Genomic DNA, 20,588 nt, shown 5'->3' with positions numbered 1-20,588 from the left:
CCGGAATCTCCATCGACGCCTTGTCGGACTCCACCGTGATCAGGCTCTGCTCGGCCTTGATCGTGTCGCCCACCGACACCAGCACTTCGATGACTTCCACTTCCTTGAAGTCGCCGATGTCCGGAACCTTGATTTGAACGGTATTGCTCATGAAGGCTCCCCGGTTACAGCGCGATGCGACGGAAGTCGGCCAGCAGCGCGCCCAGATAGGCGTTGAAGCGGGCCGCGGCGGCGCCGTCGATGACGCGGTGGTCATAGGACAGCGACAGCGGCACGATCAGGCGCGGCACGAACTGCTTGCCGTCCCAGACCGGCTTGTGCGACGAACGCGACACGCCCAGGATGGCCACTTCGGGCGCATTGATGATGGGCGTGAACGAGGTGCCGCCGATGCCGCCCAGCGACGAGATCGAGAAGCAGCCGCCCTGCATGTCGGCCGGCGAGATCTTGCCGTCGCGGGCCTTCTTGGACAGATCGGTCATTTCCTGGGCGATCTGCAGGATGCCCTTCTTGTCGGCATCGCGGATCACCGGCACCACCAGCCCGTTGGGCGTATCGGCGGCGAAGCCGATGTGGTAGTACTGCTTGAGCACCAGATTGTCGCCGTCCAGCGAGGCGTTGAACTCGGGGAACTTCTTCAGGGCCGCGACCACGGCCTTGATCAGGAAGGCCAGCATCGTGACCTTGATGCCCGACTTCTCGTTTTCCTTGTTCAGCGTGACGCGCAGCGCTTCCAGGTCGGTGATGTCCGCTTCGTCATTGTTGGTGACGTGCGGGATCATGACCCAGTTGCGATGCAGGTTCGCGCCGGAGATCTTCTTGATGCGCGACAGCGGCTTGGCTTCGATCGGGCCGAACTTGGTGAAGTCGACCTTGGGCCACGGCAAGAGGCCCAGCGCGGCGCCGTCGGCCGAACCGCCGGCGACGGCGGCCGGAGCGGCCAGCGCCTGCTTGACGAAGGCGCGCACGTCGTCGGCCGTGATGCGGTCCTTGGGACCGGAGCCCTTGACCTTGCTCAGATTCACGCCCAGCTCGCGCGCGAACTTGCGCACCGAGGGCGAAGCGTGCGGCAGCTGGCCCGGCTTCAGGTTGGCGTCTTCCAGCGCGGCGGCCGGAGCCGGACGCGCGGCCGGCGCGGCGGCGGGAGCCGCCGGTGCCGGCGCCTCGGCCTTGGGCGCGGGCGCGGCGGCAGCGGCCTGGGCGGGCGCGGCGGCGGCCGGAGCCGAGCCTTCCACCACGACCACGACCGAGCCCTTGGCGACCTTGTCGCCGACCTTGACCTTCACTTCCTTGACCACGCCGCCCTGCGAGGCGGGAATCTCCATCGAGGCCTTGTCGGACTCGACGGTGATCAGGCTCTGCTCGGCCTTGATCGTGTCGCCCACGGCGACCATGACTTCGATGACCTCGACTTCCTTGAAGTCGCCGATGTCCGGCACCTGGATCTCGACGGGACCGGCGCTGGCAGCCGGAGCCGGCGCGGCAGCAGCGGCAGGCTTGGCAGCTTCAGCGGCCTTGGCCGGCGCAGCAGCAGCGGGCGCGGCGGCGGGCGCGGCGGCGGCGCCTGCCGCCTCCACTTCCAGCACCACCGTGCCTTCCGCAACCTTGTCGCCAACCTTCACGCTGATCGACTTCACCACCCCGCCCTGCGAGGCCGGAATCTCCATCGACGCCTTGTCGGACTCCACCGTGATCAGGCTCTGCTCGGCCTTGATCGTGTCGCCCACCGACACCAGCACCTCGATGACTTCCACTTCCTTGAAGTCACCGATGTCCGGAACCTTGATCTGCACGATGTTGCTCATGTCTCTTTACCCTCAGGCGTATTGCGGGTTGGCTTTGTTCGGATTGATGCCGTACTTCTTGATGGCCTCGGCCACCTTGGCGAGCGGCAGCTTGCCTTCGTCGGCCAGCGCGCGCAGCGCGGCGACCACGACGAAGTGGCGGTCCACCTCGAAGTGCTCACGCAGCTTCGAGCGGAAGTCCGAGCGGCCGAAGCCGTCGGTGCCCAGCACCTTGTATTCGCGGCCCTTCGGCACGAACGGACGGATCTGGTCGGCGAACAGCTTCATGTAGTCGGTCGACGCGATGATCGGGCCTTCGGTCTTGGCCAGCTGCTCGGTGACATAAGCCACCTGCGGCTTCTTCTCGTCCGGGTGCAGCATGTTGTGGCGCTCGGCGTCCAGGCCGTTGCGGCGCAGCTCGGTGAAGCTGGTGACGCTCCACAGGTCGGAGGCGACGCCCCAGTCGGCTTCGAGCAGTTCCTGCGCGGCCATGACTTCGCGCAGGATCGTGCCCGAACCCATCAGCTGCACGCGGTTCTTGCCCTTGCCGTGCGACTTGAGCTTGTACATGCCCTTGATGATGCCTTCCTCGTCGCCCGTGGTCAGACCGGGCTGCGGGTAGTTCTCGTTCATCACCGTCAGGTAGTAGTAGACGTTTTCCTGGTCTTCCACCATGCGCTTCAGGCCATGCTGGATGATCACGGCCAGTTCATGGCCGAACGTCGGATCGTACGAGACGCAGTTGGGGATGGTCGAGGCCAGGATGTGGCTGTGGCCGTCCTCGTGCTGCAGGCCCTCGCCGTTGAGCGTGGTGCGCCCGGCGGTGCCGCCCAGCAGGAAGCCGCGCGCCTGCATGTCGCCGGCCGCCCAGGCCAGGTCGCCGATGCGCTGGAACCCGAACATCGAGTAGTAGATGAAGAACGGGATCATGATGCGGTTGTTCGAGGAGTACGACGTGGCCGCCGCGATCCACGAGCTCATCGCGCCCGCTTCGTTGATGCCTTCCTGCAGGAGCTGGCCATCGGCCGCTTCCTTGTAGTACATGACCTGGTCCTTGTCGACCGGGGTGTACTTCTGGCCTTCCGGCGCGTAGATGCCGATCTGGCGGAACAGGCCTTCCATGCCGAAGGTGCGCGATTCGTCGGCCAGGATCGGCACGACGCGCGGACCCAGGTCCTTGTCGCGCAGCACCTGGTTCAGGATGCGCACGAAAGCCTGGGTGGTGGAGATCTCGCGGCCTTCCGCGGTGGGCTCCAGCACGGCCTTGAAGGCGTCCAGCGCCGGGGCCTTGAGCTGTTCGTCAGCCTTCTGACGGCGGCGCGGCAGGTAGCCGCCCAGCGCGGCGCGGCGCTCGTGCAGGTACTTCATTTCGGGCGAATCTTCCGCCGGCTTGAAGTACGGCAGATCGGCCAGCTGGTCGTCCGGGATCGGGATGGCGAAGCGGTCGCGGAATTCGCGGATCGAGTCCAGCTCCAGCTTCTTCTGCTGGTGGGTGGGGTTCTTGGCCTGGCCGACGTGGCCCATGCCGTAGCCCTTGATGGTCTTGGCCAGGATGACGGTAGGCTGGCCTTCGTGCTTGGTGGCGGCGTCGAACGCGGCGAACACCTTGTGCGGGTCATGGCCGCCACGGTTCAGGCGCCAGATGTCCTCGTCGCTCATGCGCGACACGGCTTCCAGCAGCTTGGGGTGCTTGCCGAAGAAATGCTCGCGCACGAACTTGCCGTCGTTGGCCTTGTACGCCTGGTACTCGCCATCGACGGTCTCTTCCATGATCTTGCGCAGGATGCCTTCCTTGTCGTGCGCCAGCAGCGGATCCCAGTAGCCGCCCCAGATCAGCTTGATCACGTTCCAGCCCGAACCGCGGAAGTCACCTTCCAGCTCCTGGATGATCTTGCCGTTGCCGCGCACCGGGCCGTCCAGACGCTGCAGGTTGCAGTTGATGACGAAGATCAGGTTGTCCAGCTTCTCGCGCGCAGCCAGGGCGATGGCGCCCAGCGATTCCGGCTCGTCCATCTCGCCGTCGCCGCAGAAGACCCAGACCTTGCGGCGGCTGGTGTCGGCGATGCCGCGGGCGTGCAGGTACTTCAGGAAGCGCGCCTGGTAGATGGCCATCAGCGGGCCCAGGCCCATCGACACCGTGGGGAACTGCCAGAAGTCCGGCATCAGCTTCGGATGCGGGTACGAGGACAGGCCCTTGCCGTCCACTTCCTGACGGAAGTGGTTCAGCTGGTCTTCGGTCAGGCGGCCTTCGAGGTAGGCGCGGCCGTACATGCCGGGCGAGGTGTGGCCCTGGAAGTAGACCAGGTCGCCGCCGTGGTTCTCGGTCTCGGCGTGCCAGAAGTGGTTCTGGCCGCAGCCGATCATGGTGGCCAGCGAGGCGAAGGAGGCGATGTGGCCGCCCAGGTCGCCGCCGTCCGGCGGGTTGTGCTTGTTGGCCTTGACCACCATGGCCATGGCGTTCCAGCGCACGTACGAGCGGATGCGCGATTCCAGTTCCAGGTTGCCCGGATGCGCCGGCTCCAGGCCGGGCGGGATCGTGTTGACGTAGGCGGTGTTGGGCGAGAACGGGATGTGGGCACCGGAGCGGCGCGCCTCGTCGATCAGGCGTTCCAGCAGGTAGTGCGCGCGCTGCGGTCCTTCGCGGTCAAGGACGGCTGCCAGGGCTTCGAGCCACTCCTGGGTCTCTAGGGTGTCTTCGTCGTTGGCAGCCTGCACGGCGCCAGCCTGGGCGAAAGAGGACATCGTGTGTCTCCTATTGGGGTTCGTTCATGACCACACCCGCGCTTATTGGTCTGCTCGCGGCCAGTCCGTGGCGTCCGGATCATCCGGGCTACCATGTCCTGCATGGGTCGTGGGTGTTCTGGAAACCTGCCTTCGGGTAGGGTTCCCTTATCAGCCGGCATTCTAAGAAAGAAGATTAACCGGTCGCAAGGAAAATTTCATGTTGCGGTACGGCATTTCACAAAGTGAAATCATGACCGCAAGCTGAAAGGTGCATCGGCGCAATTTTTTAGCCTGTCCACGCAATAGGCCGCTTGATTCCCGGCAATTCCCCGGCAACACGCACTAAAATGCCGGGTCTATCTGGCCCGAATTCCATGTCCAGCGCGCCCAAGTCCAACATCCCCACCCCATTCCACGACCACGCCCGCACGCGCCGCCGCGGGGTGTACTGGGTCACGCCAGCCCTGGTGCTGATCCTTTATATCTGTGTGATGGCGGTGTTCTTCTGGCTGCAGCGCATCCACGACGACAGCGTCATGTTCGTCACCATCGACCAGGAAATGCGCCAGCAACGGCTGCTCTGGGTGGTGCTGGCGCTGTCCTGCGTGATCATCATCAGCCTGCTGATGCTGTGGCGCTATACCCGCTTCCGCTCGACGGCCGAGGCCGCGCTGATCGCCGAGACCGGCTTTCGCCGCGCCATGGAGAACTCCATGTCCACCGGCATGCGGGTGCTCGACATGGAAGGCCGCATCGCCTACGTCAATCCCGCCTTCTGCCGCATGATCGGCTGGAACGAGGCCGACCTGATCGGCCGCAGCCCGCCCTTCCCCTATTGGGTGCCCGGCCGCCACGAACAGCATCAGCACACGCTGGACGTGCTGATGTCGGGCAAGACGCCCAGCAGCGGCCTGGAGGTCGAGGCCCAGCGCCGCGACGGCTCGCGCTTCACCGCCCGCATGTACGTGTCGCCGCTGCTGGACCCCAACGGCAACCAGATCGGCTGGATGACCTCCATGACCGACATCACCGAGCCCAAGCGCATCCGCGAGGCGCTGACCGCCGCGCACGAACGCTTCATGACGGTGCTCGAAGGCCTGGACGACGCCATCTCGGTCACGGCCGACACCCACGACGGCCTGGAGCTGCTGTTCGCCAACCGCACCTACCGCCGCGTGTTCGGCGCCCAGACCGGCGGCCATGACGAACTGCTGGCCGGCCGCCGTGGCCGCTTCACCGACGAATCCGTCGAAGTGTTCGCGCCTTCGGTGCAGCGCTGGTTCGAGGTGCATCACCGCATGCTGGCCTGGACCGACGGCCGCCGCGTGCGCATGCAGGTGGCGCGCGACATCACCGAGCGTCGCACGCATGAGGAAGCCTCGCGCGTGCAGCAGGAGAAGATCCAGCTCACCAGCCGCCTGACCACCATGGGCGAGATGGCCTCGTCGCTGGCGCACGAGCTGAACCAGCCGCTGACCGCCATCGCCAACTACAGCATGGGCGCGGTGGCCCTGGTCAAGGCCGGGCACACCAGCCCCAACATGCTGCTGCCGGCGCTGGAAAAGGCCGCCTCGCAGGCCGAGCGCGCCGGCAAGATCATCAGCCGCATCCGCGAATTCGTGAAACGCAGCGAGCCGCGCCGCCAGCGCGTGGCCATCGGCCGCATCGTCGACAACGCCATCGGCTTCGCCGAAATCGACGCGCGCAAGCGCCGCATCCGCATCGACAGCTTCGTGCCGTCCAACGCGCCGGACGTGCTGGCCGACCCGATCCTGATCGAACAGGTGCTGCTCAACCTGCTCAAGAACGGCCTGGAAGCCATGGAAAAGAGCGAGTCCGACGAGCTCAAGGTGGCCGTGATCCTGCACGAGCAGCACATCGAGGTGGCCGTGGTCGACCGCGGCCACGGCCTGGCCGAGCCCGAGCGCCTGTTCGAACCTTTCTTCAGCACCAAGTCCCAGGGCCTGGGCATGGGGCTGAATATCTGCCGTACCATTATCGAATCGCACCACGGCCGCCTGTGGGCAGACCCCAATCCCGCCGGCGGCACCATTTTCCGCTTTACCCTGCCCTGCGCTGCACCCCAGCCGCAGGCCCAGAATGACCAGTCAGAGGAGTTGCACGCATGAACACGCCCCACCTGTCGAGCACGGTATTCATTGTTGACGACGACGAAGCGGTCCGCGATTCGCTGCGCTGGCTGCTGGAGGCCAATGGCTATCGCGTCCGTGCCTACGCCAGCGGCGAGTCCTTCCTGGAAGACTACGATCCGGCCCAGATCGGCGTGCTGATCGCCGACGTGCGCATGCCCGGCATGAGCGGCCTGGAACTGCAGGAACAGCTGATCGCCCGCAACGCCCCGCTGCCCATCGTCTTCATCACCGGCCACGGCGACGTGCCCATGGCCGTGTCCACCATGAAGAAGGGCGCGGTCGACTTCCTCGAAAAGCCGTTCAACGAATCGGACCTGCGCGAGATCGTGGCGCGCATGCTGGAGCAGGCGACGCAGCGCGTCAGCAAGCACCAGGCCCAGAAAGACCACGAAGCCATGCTGGCGCGCCTGACCGCGCGCGAGCAGCAGGTGCTGGAGCGCATCGTCGCCGGCCGCTTGAACAAGCAGATCGCCGACGACCTGGGCATCAGCATCAAGACCGTCGAGGCGCACCGCGCCAACATCATGGAAAAACTTGAAGTGACCACCGTAGCAGACCTGATGAAGGTTGCCCTGGCCAAGCCCGAGGCGCATGCATGACAGCAAGAATCATTGACGGCGTCGCGCTCTCGCAGCGTATCCGCGAAGAAGTCGCCCAGCGCGTTGCCGCGCTGGCCGCGCAAGGCGCCCGCCCCGGCCTGGCCGTGGTGCTGGTGGGCGAAGATCCCGCCTCCCAGGTGTATGTGCGCAACAAGGTCGCCGCCTGCGAAAAGGCCGGCCTGCATTCCGTGAAAGAGCAGTACCCGGCGGACATGACCGAGGCCGATCTGCTGGCCCGCATCGACACGCTGAACCGCGATCCGGCCATCCACGGCATCCTGGTGCAGCTGCCGCTGCCCAAGCACATGGACGCGCACAAGGTCATCGAGGCCATCGCCGCCGAAAAGGACGTGGACGGTTTCCACGTCAGCAACGCCGGCCTGCTCATGACCGGCCAGCCGCTGTTCCGCCCCTGCACGCCCTACGGCGTGATGAAGATGCTGGAATCCGAAGGCGTGGCCCTGCGCGGCGCCGAGGCCGTCATCGTGGGCGCCAGCAACATCGTCGGCAAGCCCATGGCCATGCTGCTGCTGCAGGCGGGCGCCACCATCACGATCTGCAACTCCAAGACCCGCGACCTGGCCGCGCAGACGCGCCGCGCCGACGTGCTGGTCGTGGCGACCGGCAAGCCGGGCATGATCGACGGCTCGATGATCAAGCCGGGCGCCGTCGTCATCGACGTGGGCATCAATCGCGGCGCCGACGGCAAGCTGTGCGGCGACGTGGACTTCGCCTCCGCCAGCCAGGTGGCCGGCGCCATCACGCCCGTGCCGGGCGGCGTGGGCCCCATGACCATCGCCATGCTGCTGGTCAACACGGTCGAGGCCGCCGAGCGCGCGGCCGGGCTGACCGCCTGAGCGACCGGGGCCGTCCGGCCCCGCTCCCGTCCGCCCTATCCCGGCCCGTCGCGGCCCGGCGGGCGGGCGGCTCCCCCCAGCCAGCGCGACGGCACAGGATGTTCTATCCTGCCCTTGCGTTCGGGCCGATCGCCCCTACCTGTTAGGCATATGCCGCGCCGCCATCCGCCGCGTCCCGCAACCCCTTCCCACCCGCTACCGCCATGACCCAGAATCCCCTGCTTGCCCCCGTCTCCGACCTGGTCGACTACGCGGCCGTCACGCCCGCGCACATCGTGCCCGCCGTCGAGGAACTGCTAGGCATCGCGCGCCAGGCCGTCGAGCACGCCGCCGACCCGTCGCTGCCGGCCACCTGGGAAGCCGTGGCCGAGCCGCTGGACACCGCGTCCGAGCGGCTGTGGCGCGCCTGGTCGGTGGCGGGCCACCTGAACGCCGTGGTCAACACGCCCGAGCTGCGCGAGGCCTACAACGCCGCGCTGCCGCTGGTCACCGAATTCTCCACCTGGGTCGGCCTGCACGAGGGCCTGTACAAGCAATACCAGCGCCTGGCCGCCGCGCCGGACTTCGCCGCCTGGACGCCGGTGCGCCGCCGCATCGTCGAGATGGCGCTGCGCGACTTCCGGCTGAGCGGCGTCGAGCTGCAGGGCGCCGACCGCGAGCGCTACGCCGCCATTTCCGACCGCGAGGCCCAGGCCTCGCAGAAGTTCTCCGAGAACGTGCTGGACGCCATCGACGCCTGGTCGCTGTTCGTCGAGGACGAAGCGCGCCTGGCCGGCATCCCGGCCGACGTGCTGGCCGCCGCCCGCGCCGCCGCCGAGGAAGACGGCAAGCCGGGCTGGAAGCTGACGCTGAAAATGCCCTGCTACCTGCCGGTGATGCAGTACGCCCGCGACCGCGACCTGCGCGAGGCGCTGTACCGCGGCTATGGCACCGTCGCGTCGGAACAGGGTGACGCGCAGTTCGACAACTCGCCACTGATCGAAGAGCTGCTGTCGCTGCGCGCCGAGGAAGCCGGCCTGCTGGGCCTGGGCACCTTCGCCGGGCTGCGCCTGCAGACCCGCATGGCGCGCGACGCCCGCGAAGTCACCGAGTTCCTGCGCGACCTGGCCGCGCGCGCCAAGCCCTACGCGCAGCGCGACCTGACCGAGCTGCGCGCCTATGCCGACGCCGAGCTGGGCCTGGCCGAACTGCAGCCCTGGGACGTGCCCTATGCCTCCGAGCGCCTGCGCGAATCGCGCTACGCCTACTCGGAAGACGAGGTCAAGCAGTACTTCACCGAGCCGCGCGTGCTGGCCGGCCTGTACGAGGTCATCGAGACCCTGTTCAACGTGCGCCTGGTGGAAACGCCGGTTTCGTCCTGGCACGCCGACGTGCGCGGCGTGCGCGTGGAAAGCCCCGAGGGCGCGCTGATCGGCCATCTGTACCTGGACCTGTACGCGCGCGCCGGCAAGCAGAGCGGCGCCTGGGTCGACAGCGAACGCACCCGCCGCCTGGCCGGCGGACGCCTGCAGACGCCGGTGGCCTACCTGACCTGCAATTTCTCGCGCCCCAACGGCGAGCGCGCCGCCGTGCTGACGCATGACGACGTGATCACGCTGTTCCACGAAACCGGCCATGCGCTGCACGCGCTGCTGTCGGAAGTGGACGAGCCCGGCGCGGCCGCCTTCTCCAGCGTGGAATGGGACGCCATCGAACTGCCCTCGCAATTCATGGAGAACTTCTGCTGGGAATGGGCCGTGGTGCAGAAGCTGTCGGCCCACGCCGACACCGGCGAGACGCTGCCGCGCGCGCTCTACGACCGCATGATCGCGGCGCGCAACTACCAGAGCGGCATGCAGACCGTGCGCCAGATCGAGTTCGCGCTGTTCGACATGCTGATGCACGACCGCGCCCAGGGCATTTCCATCGCCCAGGTGCTGGCCCTGCTGCAGGAAGTGCGCCAGGAAGTCGCGGTGCTGTTCCCGCCCGCCTGGCACCGGCTGCCGCATGCCTTCTCGCACCTGTTCGCCGGCGGCTATGGCGCCGGCTACTACAGCTACAAGTGGGCCGAGGTGCTGTCGGCCGATGCCTACGAGGCCTTCGAGGAAGCCGCCGCCCGCCAGCCGTCCGGCTCGGCGCTGGGCACGCTGGACCCGGAGACCGGCGCGCGCTTCCGCCGCGAAGTGCTGGCCGTGGGCGGTTCGCGTCCGGCGGCGGAATCCTTCGCCGCCTTCCGTGGCCGCGCGCCGCGTATTGACGCGTTGCTGCGCCACAGCGGCATGAGCGCCGCCTGACGCGACGACGCAGGTTGCATGACAAGACGGCCCGCGCACGCGGGCCGTCTTTCCGTCCACCAGGGCTGTACAGGCCGCGCAGCGCCACGGCATGCGCGCCTGCGGCCCGTCCCCGTCAGGCCGCCATGTCCTCGACCGACCGCCGCGCCGACACCACCAGCCAGCGGCCATGCACCGACTGGTCGCGCGCGGCTTCGCGCCAGAACTGCCGCGCTTCCTCGCTTTCGGCGCGCTTGATCCGCTGCCGGTAATACAGGCGCGACGGCAGCGCCAGCAGATGCTCCAGCATCCGCTTGGGCTTGACCTCGTCGACCTCGTGCAGCGTGATGTCCACGTAGCCGTAGTGCGACAGCAGCAGATGCAGCTGCGGATAGCTCCAGGGGAAATACGTGATGTAGTCCTGCCCGCGCTGGCGGCCCACCATGGGCCGGAAGCCGGAATGGAAGCCGCGCAGCAGGAACTGCAGGCGCGAGCGGAAGTACCAGGTGTTGGGCGTGGTGATGACCACGGTGCCGCCCGGCCGCAATGCGCGCCGCAGGCTCTCGACCAGCACGCCGGGATTGGTCACCAGGTGGATGGCTTCGCAGCAGACGGCGGCGTCGTACTGGCGGTTCAGCGACAGCGGTGTTTCCAGGTCATGCTCGATGACCTCGCGGTAGCCGCCGTCGGCTTCGGGAAACTCCCACAGCCCCACGCCGTCCAGTTCGACGCTGCCCCGGGCCGTCGCGTGCAGGTTGTCGCCAAGCCAGCCGGTGCCGCAAGGCGCGTCCAGCACCTGCTCGGCGGCGCGCGAATGAAGAATGTCGAGGACGACGGGAAAGTATGGATAGTACGGGTAGCGCATGGTCCAGCCTTCAAGTGCTTGCAGCCACAAACCTGACTGATGGCTGAATATATTCCGGCCGGCGCCCCCAGCGGGCCCGAAAGCGCTTTTCACGACAAAGCTCCGACAAAACTTCACAAACGCCCGCGCCGGCGCGCGGCGCGCTTGCGCCAACGCACGCGGTCCGGGGGGCGCCCGGCGCGTCCGCCGCCGGCCTGCGGGTAGAATCGACGGGTTTATCTTTCTCGACCGGCCTTGGGATACATGAGACACCTCACTTGCGGCCGCGCCTGGCGCGGCCTGCTGCTGACCCTGTTCATCCTGCTCGCCGCCTGCGGCGACCGGAACGTGAACTGGACCCTCTACGACGTCAAGGGCCACCTGCCCGACCTGAAGTTCTCGCTGCCCGGCGCGGGCGGCAAGACCGTCAGCAGCGACGACCTGAAGGGCAAGACCGTGCTGCTGTTCTTCGGCTACGCCAGCTGCCCGGACATCTGCCCCACCACCATGGCCCAGCTGACCGCCGTGCTGCAGAACCTGGGCGACAAGGCGCGCGACGTGCGCATCGTGTTCGTCAGCGTGGATCCGCATCGCGATACACCCGACATCCTGCAGGCCTATGTGGACGCGTTCAACAAGAACGCCATCGGCGTGACCGGCGACGAAAAGCAGATCGCCGACCTGGCGCGCCGCTACCGCGTCGCCTACCAGATCGAAAAGCCCAAGCCCGGCGACGACGCCGAGATCTACGATGTGACGCACAGCCGAGGCGTGTACATTTTCGACAACAAGGGCCGCGCGCGGCTGCTGGCCTCGGAAACCGACAGCATCGAGGCGCTCACCCGCGACATCCGCCAGCTCATAGACATGACGTCATAGACCCGTCGGCGTCCATCGCGATGCAGCATGTTGCGGGCGCGCCGCGCATACGTGTTGTTACACCCCATGAACGCGGCGCGTGAGTATGATCGGGACGCATCGCAACCTTTTCCTTACGCAAGGAGCACGCGCATGAGCATCATCATCATGATCATCGTCGGGTTCATCGTCGGCCTGATCGCCCGCGCCGTCATGCCCGGGGACCAGCCCATGGGCATCGTCATGACGACCATCCTGGGCATCGTCGGCTCGGTGGTCGCCGGCTTCCTCGGCCGTCAGCTCGGCTGGTACCACGACGGCGAGCCGGCAGGCTGGATCGCCTCTGTGGTGGGCGCCATCATCGTGCTCTTCGTGGTCGGCCTGATCGCCAAGAAACGCGCCTGACGCAGCGCCCTGCCCGGCCAGTTCCGGCGCGCAGAAAAACGGGCCGGCCCCTCGCGGGGTCGGCCCGTTGCTTTTGCTGCCTAGCCGCCAGCCGGCCCGCGGATCAGCCGCCGGCGGCTTGCGCCGGTTGCGCCGCGCCCGCCGCCGAGGCGGTGCGCTCGGTCCAGCCGCCGCCCAGCGCCTTGTACAGGTTCACCAGGTTGGACAGACGCGCGCGGCGCGTGTCCACCAGAGACTGCTGGGCGCTGTACAGCGAACGCTGCGAATCCAGCACGCTCAGGTAGTTGTCGATACCCTGGCGGAAGCGCTGGTCGGACACATCGTAGGCGCGCTGGCTGGCGTCCACCAGCAGGCGCTGCGCCTGGATCTGCTCGTCCAGCGTGCCGCGCCCGGCCAGCGCGTCGGCCACTTCGCGAAAGCCCGACTGGATCGCCTTTTCGTACTGCGCGATCTGCACGTTCTTCTGCACATGGGCCAGGTCCAGTCCGGCCAGCAGCGAGCCGCCGGCGAAGATCGGCACCGTGATCTGCGGCGTGAAGCTCCAGGCCCCCGAACCGCCATCGAACAGGCCGCCCAGGCTGGAGCTGGCCGTGCCCGCCGTGCCGGTCAGGCTGATGGTCGGGAAGAAGGCCGCGCGCGCCGCGCCGATGTTGGCGTTGGCGCCCTTGAGCTGGTGCTCGGCCGCGCGGATGTCCGGGCGGCGCGCCAGCAGGTCGGACGGCAGCCCGGCCGGCAAGGCGGTGGGCAGCATGCCGTCGTCCAGCCTCACGGCCTGGTCCAGCGCCGCCGACAGGTCGTCGGGCAGCGGCTGGCCCGCCAGCAGCACCAGCGCATTGCGGTCCTGCGCGGCCTGGCGCGTGTACTGCGACAGGTTGCGTTCGGCGGTGCGCAGGCCGACCTCGGCCTGGCTCAGGTCCAGCGCGGTCGACAGGCCGATGTCGTAGCTCTGCTGCGTCAGCTTGAACGAATCCTGCTGGCTCTTGAGCGTGTCGCGCGTCAGCGCCAGCAGCTCCTGGTCAGCGCGCAGCGTCAGGTAGGCGTTGGCGACTTCGGCGACCAGCGACAGCTGCGTGGCCGTGCGCGTCTCGTCCAGCGCCAGATACGACTCCAGCGCCTTGTCGCTCAGGCTGCGGATGCGGCCGAACAGGTCCAGCTCCCAGGTCGACAGCGCGGCGCCCACCTGGTAGTTGTGGCTGGTGGTGGCCTCGCCGCTGGGCGTCAGGCTGCCCGGCGTGCGCTGCGCGGTTTCCTTGCCGGCCAGACCGACGCTGGGCATCAGGTTGGAACGCTGAATGCGGTATTGCGCGCGCGCGGCCTCGACGTTCAGCGCCGCCACGCGCAGGTCGCGGTTGTTGGCCAGCGACATCTCGATCAGCCGCTGCAACAGCGGGTCGGTGAAGAAGTCGCGCCAGCCGACGTCGGCCGTGGCCACGCCGGGGGGGTTGACCGCGTCGGGCTTGTAGGCCGCGCCGGCCGGATAGGCGGCGCTGACCGGCGCGTCCGGGCGCTCGTAGGTCGGGGCCAGCGAGCAGCCCGCCAGGGCCGCCGCCAGGGATACGGACAACAGGGTTCTCATCGGAATCATCATTGCGCAGGTCCCTCCGCCGCGACGTCGGTTTCGTGCTTGTCGCGCTGTTCGCTCATGCGCTTGACCTTGAACAGCTTGAGCATGACCACGAAGAAGGTGGGAACGAAGAAAATGGCCAGGAAGGTGGCGGTCAGCATGCCGCCGATCACGCCGGTGCCGATGGCGTTCTGGCTGCCCGAGCCCGCGCCCGAGGAAATCGCCAGGGGCACCACGCCCAGGATGAAGGCCAGCGAGGTCATCAGGATGGGCCGCAGGCGCTGGCGCGCGGCATGGATGGCCGACTCGATCAGCCCCGCCCCCGACTCGTAGTGCTCCTTGGCGAATTCCACGATCAGGATCGCGTTCTTCGCCGCCAGGCCCACGGTGGTCAGCAGCCCCACCTGGAAGTACACGTCGTTGGACAGCCCGCGCAGCAAGGTCGCGGCCAGCGCCCCGATGATGCCCAGCGGCACCACCAGCATCACCGCCGACGGGATCGACCAGCTTTCATACAGTGCGGCCAGGCACAGGAACACCACGATCAGCGAGATCGCATAGAGCGCCGGCGCCTGCGCGCCCGACAAGCGCTCTTCGAACGACATGCCGGTCCATTCGTAGCCCACGCCGGTCGGCAGCTGCGCGGCCAGGCGCTCCATTTCCTGCATCGCGGCGCCCGAGCTGTAGCCCGGCGCGGCCTGGCCCTGGATGTTGAAGGACGGCGAGCCGTTGTAGCGGTTCAGCTTCTGCGGGCCGTAGGTCCAGCTGGCAGACGAGAAGGCCGAGAACGGAACCATGTCGCCGTTCTTGTTGCGCACGTACCATTTCTCCAGGTCCTCGGGCAGCATGCGCGCGGATGCGTCGCCCTGCACGAACACCTTTTTCACGCGACCCCGGTCGATGAAGTCGTTGACGTAGGACGAACCCCAGGCGGTGGCCAGCGTGCTGTTGATGTCGGACACCGCCACGCCCAGCGCGCGCGCCTTCTCGCGGTCGATGTCGAGCTGGTACTGCGGCGCGTCCTCGATGCCGTTCGGGCGCACGCCCTGCAGCACCGGGCTCTTGGCCGCGGCGCCCAGCAGCTGGTTGCGCGCGGCCAGCAGCTTCTCGTGCCCCACGCCGGCGCGGTCCATCAACATGAAGTCGAAGCCCGTCACGTTGCCCAGCTCCATCACCGAGGGCGGCGGCACCACGAACAGCATGGCGTCGCGCACGGTCTTGCGGAAGTGGGCGTTGGCGCGCGCGGCCACGGCGCGGGCCTTCAGGCTGGCGGCGCCGCGTTCGTCCCAGTCGCGCAGCTTGATGAACAGGATGGACGCGTTCTGGCCACGGCCGCCGAAGTTGAAGCCGTTGACGGCGAACACCGAGGTGACAGCGTCCTTCTCTTCTTCCAGCAGGTACTTGGTGGCCTCGTCGATGACAGCCTTGGTGCGCTCGGCGGTGGCGCCCGACGGCGTCTGGATCTGGGCGAAGAGAATGCCCTGGTCCTCATCCGGCAGGAACGCGGTCGGGATGCGCGTGAACATCCAGGCCATGGCGATGACGATGGCCAGATAGACCAGCATCAGCCGCTTGCCACGGTTCAGCACGCGCGACACCGTGTTGGCATAGCCCTCGGTGCTACGGTCGAACGTACGGTTGAACCAGCCGAAGAAACCGCGCTTGGCGCCATGATGGCCCTTGGGAATCGGCTTGAGCATGGTGGCGCACAGCGCCGGCGTGAAGACGATGGCCACGATCACCGACAGCACCATGGACGAGACGATGGTGATCGAGAACTGGCGGTAGATCACGCCCGTCGAACCGCCGAAGAAGGCCATGGGAATGAACACGGCGGCCAGCACCATGGCGATGCCGATCAGCGCGCCCGTGATCTGGGTCATGGACTTGCGCGTAGCCTGCTTGGGCGTCAGCCCTTCCTCGGCCATCACCCGCTCGACGTTCTCCACCACCACGATGGCGTCGTCCACCAGCAGGCCGATGGCCAGCACCATGCCGAACATGGTCAGCGTGTTGATGGAATAGCCGAAGGCCGCCAGCACGCCGAAGGTGCCCAGCAGCACCACCGGCACCGCCAGCGTCGGAATGATGGTGGCGCGGAAGTTCTGCAGGAACAGATACATCACCAGGAAGACCAGCACGATGGCCTCGGCCAGCGTCTTGAACACTTCCTCGATCGACAGGCTGACGAACGGGGTCGTGTCATACGGATAGACCACGTCCATGCCCGGCGGGAAGAACGGCTTCAGGCTGTTGATGGTGTCGCGCACCGCCTGCGCCGTGTCCAGCGCATTGGCGCCCGGCGCCAGCTTGACCGCCAGGCCCGAGGCCGGCTTGCCGTTGAAGTAGCTGTCGATGGCGTAGGTCTGGCCGCCCAGCTCGATGCTGGCCACGTTGGCCAGGCGCACCTGCGAGCCGTCCTGATTGACCTTCAGCAGGATGCGGCCGAAGTCTTCCGGCTTCTGCAGGCGCGACGGTCCGATGATGGTGGCGTTGAGCTGCTGGCCGCGCACGGCCGGCAGGCCGCCCAGCTGGCCGGACGACACCTGGACGTTCTGCTCCTTGATGGCGTTGACCACATCGGTGGTGGTCAGGCCGTAGTTGATGAGCTTGTCCGGATTCAGCCAGATGCGCATCGCGTACTGCGAGCCGAACAGCTGGAAGTCACCAACGCCTTGCGTGCGGCTGATCGGATCCTGCACATAGGACGCCACGTAGTCCGCCAGATCGTCCTTGGTCATGGTGCCGTCGGTGGAGACGAAACCCGCCACGATCAGGAAGTTCTTGGTGGCCTTGGTGACGCGGATGCCCTGCTGCTGCACTTCCTGCGGCAGCAGCGGCTGCGCCAGCGACAGCTTGTTCTGCACCTGCACCTGCGCGGTGTCGGGGTTGGTGCCCTGACGGAAGGTCAGCGTGATGGACATGCTGCCGTCGGAGTTGCTTTCCGACGAGATGTACTCCAGCCCGTCCAGGCCGTTCATCTGCTGCTCGATCACCTGCACCACGGTATCCTGCACCGTCTGTGCCGAGGCGCCGGGATAGGTCACCGCGATGCCGATGGCCGGCGGCGCGATGTTGGGGTACTGCGAGACCGGCAGCTTCAGGATGGAAAGCGCGCCGGCCATCATCAGCACGATCGCGATCACCCAGGCGAATACCGGCCTGTCGATAAAAAACTTTGCCATGCGTGGCTCCCTGACTTACTGCTTCTTCGCGTCGGCGGCCGCTGGCGGCTGCTGCGCCGTCTGCGGCTTGGCGCCGGCCTCGGTGGCCACGACCTCGACGCCGGGACGCACCATCTGCAGACCCTCGACGATCACCTTGTCGCCCGCCGCCAGCCCCGAGCTGACCAGCCACTGGTCGCCCACGGCGCGGTCGGTCTTCAAGGTGCGCAGTTCGACCTTGTTCTCGGCGTTGACCACCATCGCCGTCGGCTCGCCGCGCTGGTTGCGCGTCACGCCGCGCTGCGGCACCAGCAGTCCCTGGCTGGCCACGCCGTCGACCAGGCGGGCGCGCACGAACATGCCCGGCAGCAGCCGGCGGTCAGGATTGGGGAACACCGCCCGCAGCGTGACCGAACCCGTGCCCGGATCCACCGTGACTTCCGAGAACTGCAGCTTGCCCTGCTGCTTGTACTGCGTGCCGTCTTCCAGCGTCAGCGTGACCACCGCGGACTGCTCGCCGTCGGCGCGGGTCAGTTGGCCGCTGGCCAGCGCTTCCTGCAGGCGCAGCAGTTGCACGCTGGACTGCGTCACGTCGACGTACATCGGATCGATCTGCTGCACGGCGGCCAGCGCGGCGGCCTGATTGGCGGTCACCAGCGCGCCCTCGGTCACCGAGGAGCGGCCAATGATGCCGTCGATGGGCGACAGCACCTTGGTGTAGACCAGGTTGATGCGCGCCGTGTCCAGCGCGGCCTTGGCCGACAGCACATCGGCGGCCGCCTGGTCGCGCGAGGCGACGGCGTTGTCATAGGTCTGCTGGCTGACGGCGCGCGTGGCCACCAGCGGCTTGTAGCGTTCGACCAGCAGCGCGGCGGTCTTCTGCTGCGCCTGGGCGCGCGCCAGGGCGGCCTTCTGGCTGTCCAGCGTGGCCTGGTACAAGGCGGGATCGATCTGGTAGAGCTGCTGCCCGGCCTTGACGTCGCCGCCTTCGGTGTACAGCCGCTTCTGCACGATGCCGTTGACCTGCGGCCGGACCTCGGCGTTCCGCGTGGCCGAGGTCCGGCCCGGCAGCTCGGTGGTCAGGGAAACCGCCTTGGTGGACAGGGTCACGACCGAAACCTGCGGCTTGCCCGCCTGGGGCGCGTCCTGCTTCTTGCCGCAAGCGGCCAGGGTGAGGGCCGATGCCGTCAGCGCGACGACCGCCGCGCCGCGCCGCGCCACATAGCGCTTTTCTTGTTCATACGTTCAGTTCCCAATCACGATAAAAGTTGCCCCCCGACCGGCCGCGCGGACTGACGCGCGACGCAACGGCGGAAGACGGCCTTGCCCGGAAGCGCCGAGCGTACCTCGCCCGGACGGCTTGTGTACGGCCCGCCCGCTCTACATTTTGGAAAACAACAGCTCTGGGTCCACGCGGCGCGCGGATCGGGTAGCGGTTCGGGGAAATGGTGGACTCGGACGGTCAGGCAGGGCGTTGCTGCAATGCAGAACTCGCATTCTGCGTTATCCCGCACGAGAAACAAAGAGCAATCAAGAGAAAACATCATTCCATCTGTGGGACAATCTTACGACTCCCTCTATGACAAAATTCCGCCATGAAACGTTTACAAGGCATGGAGCTCTTCGTCGAAGTGGCCAAGACGCATAGTTTCAGCCGCGCCGCCGCCAGCCTGGGCATCCCCAAGTCGACTTTGTCTCGCCAGGTGGCCGAACTCGAACGCTCCGTGGGGCTGCGCCTGCTCAGCCGCACCACGCGCAAGGTCGAACTGACCGACGCCGGCCGCCTGTACTTCGAACGCTGCCAACTGATCGTGGCCGAGGCCCAGATCGCCCATGAAGAATTGCAGAAGCTGGTCGACACCCCGGTCGGCCCGCTGCGGGTCAACATGCCCGCCGACTTCGGCACGGACTTCCTGGCCGAATCGTTCATGGAATTCTCCCTGCGCTATCCGGACGTCACCTTCTATCTCGACCTCGCCAACCCGGACCACGCGCAGCGCGTGTTCCAGACCTGCGACGTGTCCATCGAGATCGGCGAACTGCCCGACTCGACGCAGATCGCGCGCCTGCTGGGCATGCTGCCGGCCTATCTGTACGCGTCGCGCGAGTACCTGGAAAAACACGGGGAGCCCAAGCATCCCAGCGACCTCACCCGCCACGAGTGCATCGAGTTCCGCGCGGAAGGCGCCGGCCGCGTCACGCGCTGGCCGCTGAACAACGGCGACCAGCACATCGAGTTCACGCCCGGCAACCGCTTTTCGGTCAACGGCGTCGCCATGGCGCGCCGGCTGGCGATGCTGGGCGCGGGCATCGCGGTGCTGGTCGGCGGCCAGCGCGAGGAACAGCGTTCGGGCCAGCTGTTGCGGGTGCTGCCCGACTGGCAGCTGGGGCCCTTCCCCGTCTATGCGGTCACCGAGACCAGGCTCCTGCCCGCCAAGACCCGGATCTTCATCGAATTCCTGATGGAGCGCCTGGGTAGCGGGCCAACGAAGGATAGCGCCGCTTTCATGAAATGACGGCGCGCTGGAAACAGACTGAAAAATCTGTGTGCGGATAAGGCCCGGGGCGGCGCCCGGACCGGGACGGGGCAGACCTAGAAGCGCTCGTCCTCGCGCAGATAGCGCCACTGCCCCAGCGGCAGGTCGCCCAGCGCCACGCGGCCGATGCGCACGCGCTTCAGGCCCACCACCTTGAGGCCGACCAGCTCGCACATGCGGCGGATCTGACGCTTCTTGCCCTCGCGCAGCACGAAGCGCAGCTGGTCGCTGTTCTGCCAGCGCACCTGGGCCGGCCGCAGGGCCTTGCCGTCCAGCGACAGGCCGTGATTCAACAGTTCGAGGCCGCGATCCGACAGGCTGCCCTGCACGCGCACCAGGTATTCCTTGTCGACCTCGGAATCCTCGCCGATCAGCTGCTTGGCGATGCGACCGTCCTGCGTCAGCACCAGCAGGCCCTGGGAATCGATGTCCAGCCGGCCGGCCACGGCCAGGCCGTCCAGATGGCCGCGCTCGAAGCGCTGCGGCGCGCGGTCGGCGGCGAAGCGCGAACGCGCGTCGATCAGCGCCACGGCCGGGGTATAGCCCTTCTCGGCCTGGCCGGACACATAGCCCACCGGCTTGTTGATCAGTATCGTGACGCGCGAGGTCTGGCGCGCCTGCGCGGCGCGTTCCAGCGTGATGACCTGGTCGGGAAACGCGCGGGCGCCCAGTTCGGACACCACCACGCCGTCGACGCGGACCCAGCCGCGCTCGATATAACCATCGGCCTCGCGGCGCGAACAGAGCCCACGCTCGGACATGAGCTTGGAGATGCGTACTTTTTCCATGGCCGCCATTGTATGCCCAGCCCCGCCGCCGCCCGGCCTGCGGCATCACGCCGCAAGGG

Annotated in this window: 15 protein-coding genes; 7 read left to right on the top strand and 8 right to left on the bottom strand. The window is 67.3% G+C overall.

Going from position 1 to position 20,588, the window contains the following annotated elements:
• From AC6LJ5_RS26585 to aceE, 3 genes are all read right to left on the bottom strand, one after another.
• Window positions 1-151: biotin/lipoyl-containing protein (locus AC6LJ5_RS26585; protein WP_498142086.1), on the bottom strand; the 151-nt coding region annotated here is incomplete at its 3' end.
• Between the two features lie 13 nt (window positions 152-164).
• Entirely contained in the window at window positions 165-1,805 is a 1,641-nt protein-coding gene (gene aceF, locus AC6LJ5_RS26580; protein WP_392411203.1) for a dihydrolipoyllysine-residue acetyltransferase, read from the bottom strand.
• A gap of 12 nt (window positions 1,806-1,817) precedes the next feature.
• A complete protein-coding gene (gene aceE, locus AC6LJ5_RS26575) occupies window positions 1,818-4,526 on the bottom strand; it encodes a pyruvate dehydrogenase (acetyl-transferring), homodimeric type (RefSeq protein ID WP_498142085.1) in 2,709 nt (902 codons plus the stop codon).
• A 356-nt stretch (window positions 4,527-4,882) separates the two neighbouring features.
• On the opposite strand from aceE, the gene AC6LJ5_RS26570 reads away from it, so the two are divergent.
• The 4 genes from AC6LJ5_RS26570 (at window position 4,883) to AC6LJ5_RS26555 (ending at window position 10,390) form a co-directional block, all read left to right on the top strand.
• Window positions 4,883-6,637: a PAS domain-containing sensor histidine kinase gene (locus AC6LJ5_RS26570; protein ID WP_103273994.1), complete on the top strand. Its 1,755-nt coding sequence runs from the start codon at window positions 4,883-4,885 to the stop codon at window positions 6,635-6,637.
• Window positions 6,634-7,260, top strand: coding sequence for a response regulator transcription factor (locus AC6LJ5_RS26565; protein ID WP_103273993.1), 627 nt, complete (start codon window positions 6,634-6,636; stop codon window positions 7,258-7,260). The genes AC6LJ5_RS26570 and AC6LJ5_RS26565 overlap by 4 nt, the downstream gene beginning before the upstream one ends.
• Window positions 7,257-8,117, top strand: coding sequence for a bifunctional methylenetetrahydrofolate dehydrogenase/methenyltetrahydrofolate cyclohydrolase FolD (gene folD / locus AC6LJ5_RS26560; RefSeq protein WP_103273992.1), 861 nt, complete (start codon window positions 7,257-7,259; stop codon window positions 8,115-8,117). The genes AC6LJ5_RS26565 and folD overlap by 4 nt, the downstream gene beginning before the upstream one ends.
• Window positions 8,118-8,320: 203 nt before the next feature.
• Window positions 8,321-10,390, top strand: a complete 2,070-nt coding sequence (locus AC6LJ5_RS26555; protein WP_103273991.1) for a M3 family metallopeptidase — start codon at window positions 8,321-8,323, stop codon at window positions 10,388-10,390.
• A 115-nt stretch (window positions 10,391-10,505) separates the two neighbouring features.
• Here the strand turns inward: AC6LJ5_RS26555 and AC6LJ5_RS26550 are convergent, their stop codons facing one another.
• On the bottom strand, window positions 10,506-11,264 hold the full coding sequence (locus AC6LJ5_RS26550) for a class I SAM-dependent methyltransferase (RefSeq protein WP_498142084.1): 759 nt from the start codon (window positions 11,262-11,264) through the stop codon (window positions 10,506-10,508).
• A gap of 213 nt (window positions 11,265-11,477) precedes the next feature.
• Between AC6LJ5_RS26550 and AC6LJ5_RS26545 the strand changes: the two genes are divergently transcribed.
• Window positions 11,478-12,092, top strand: coding sequence for an SCO family protein (locus AC6LJ5_RS26545; RefSeq protein ID WP_103273990.1), 615 nt, complete (start codon window positions 11,478-11,480; stop codon window positions 12,090-12,092).
• A 132-nt stretch (window positions 12,093-12,224) separates the two neighbouring features.
• A complete protein-coding gene (locus tag AC6LJ5_RS26540; protein ID WP_103273989.1) occupies window positions 12,225-12,476 on the top strand; it encodes a GlsB/YeaQ/YmgE family stress response membrane protein in 252 nt (83 codons plus the stop codon).
• 103 nt (window positions 12,477-12,579) lie between these two features.
• Here the strand turns inward: AC6LJ5_RS26540 and adeC are convergent, their stop codons facing one another.
• From adeC to AC6LJ5_RS26525, 3 genes are read right to left on the bottom strand one after another with little or no spacing between them, the layout of a single operon-like run.
• The gene (adeC, locus tag AC6LJ5_RS26535) at window positions 12,580-14,064 is read right to left on the bottom strand and encodes an AdeC/AdeK/OprM family multidrug efflux complex outer membrane factor (protein ID WP_369869675.1); all 1,485 of its coding nucleotides are present in this window, start codon (window positions 14,062-14,064) and stop codon (window positions 12,580-12,582) included.
• Entirely contained in the window at window positions 14,061-17,225 is a 3,165-nt protein-coding gene (locus AC6LJ5_RS26530) for an efflux RND transporter permease subunit (protein WP_103273988.1), read from the bottom strand. Before AC6LJ5_RS26530 ends, adeC begins: the two co-directional genes overlap by 4 nt.
• Before the next feature lie 15 nt (window positions 17,226-17,240).
• Complete coding sequence (locus AC6LJ5_RS26525; protein WP_498142083.1) at window positions 17,241-18,425, bottom strand: efflux RND transporter periplasmic adaptor subunit; 1,185 nt, start codon at window positions 18,423-18,425, stop codon at window positions 17,241-17,243.
• Window positions 18,426-18,817: 392 nt separating this feature from the next.
• On the opposite strand from AC6LJ5_RS26525, the gene AC6LJ5_RS26520 reads away from it, so the two are divergent.
• Complete coding sequence (locus AC6LJ5_RS26520; protein WP_103273986.1) at window positions 18,818-19,720, top strand: LysR family transcriptional regulator; 903 nt, start codon at window positions 18,818-18,820, stop codon at window positions 19,718-19,720.
• A gap of 77 nt (window positions 19,721-19,797) precedes the next feature.
• On the opposite strand, the gene AC6LJ5_RS26515 is transcribed toward AC6LJ5_RS26520, so the two are convergent.
• Window positions 19,798-20,529, bottom strand: a complete 732-nt coding sequence (locus AC6LJ5_RS26515; protein WP_103276430.1) for a pseudouridine synthase — start codon at window positions 20,527-20,529, stop codon at window positions 19,798-19,800.
• Between the last annotated feature and the right edge of the window lie 59 nt (window positions 20,530-20,588).

The organism is Achromobacter sp. 1011791174 (genome assembly GCF_059760925.1).
This window is presented reverse-complemented; position numbering and strand designations above follow the sequence as displayed.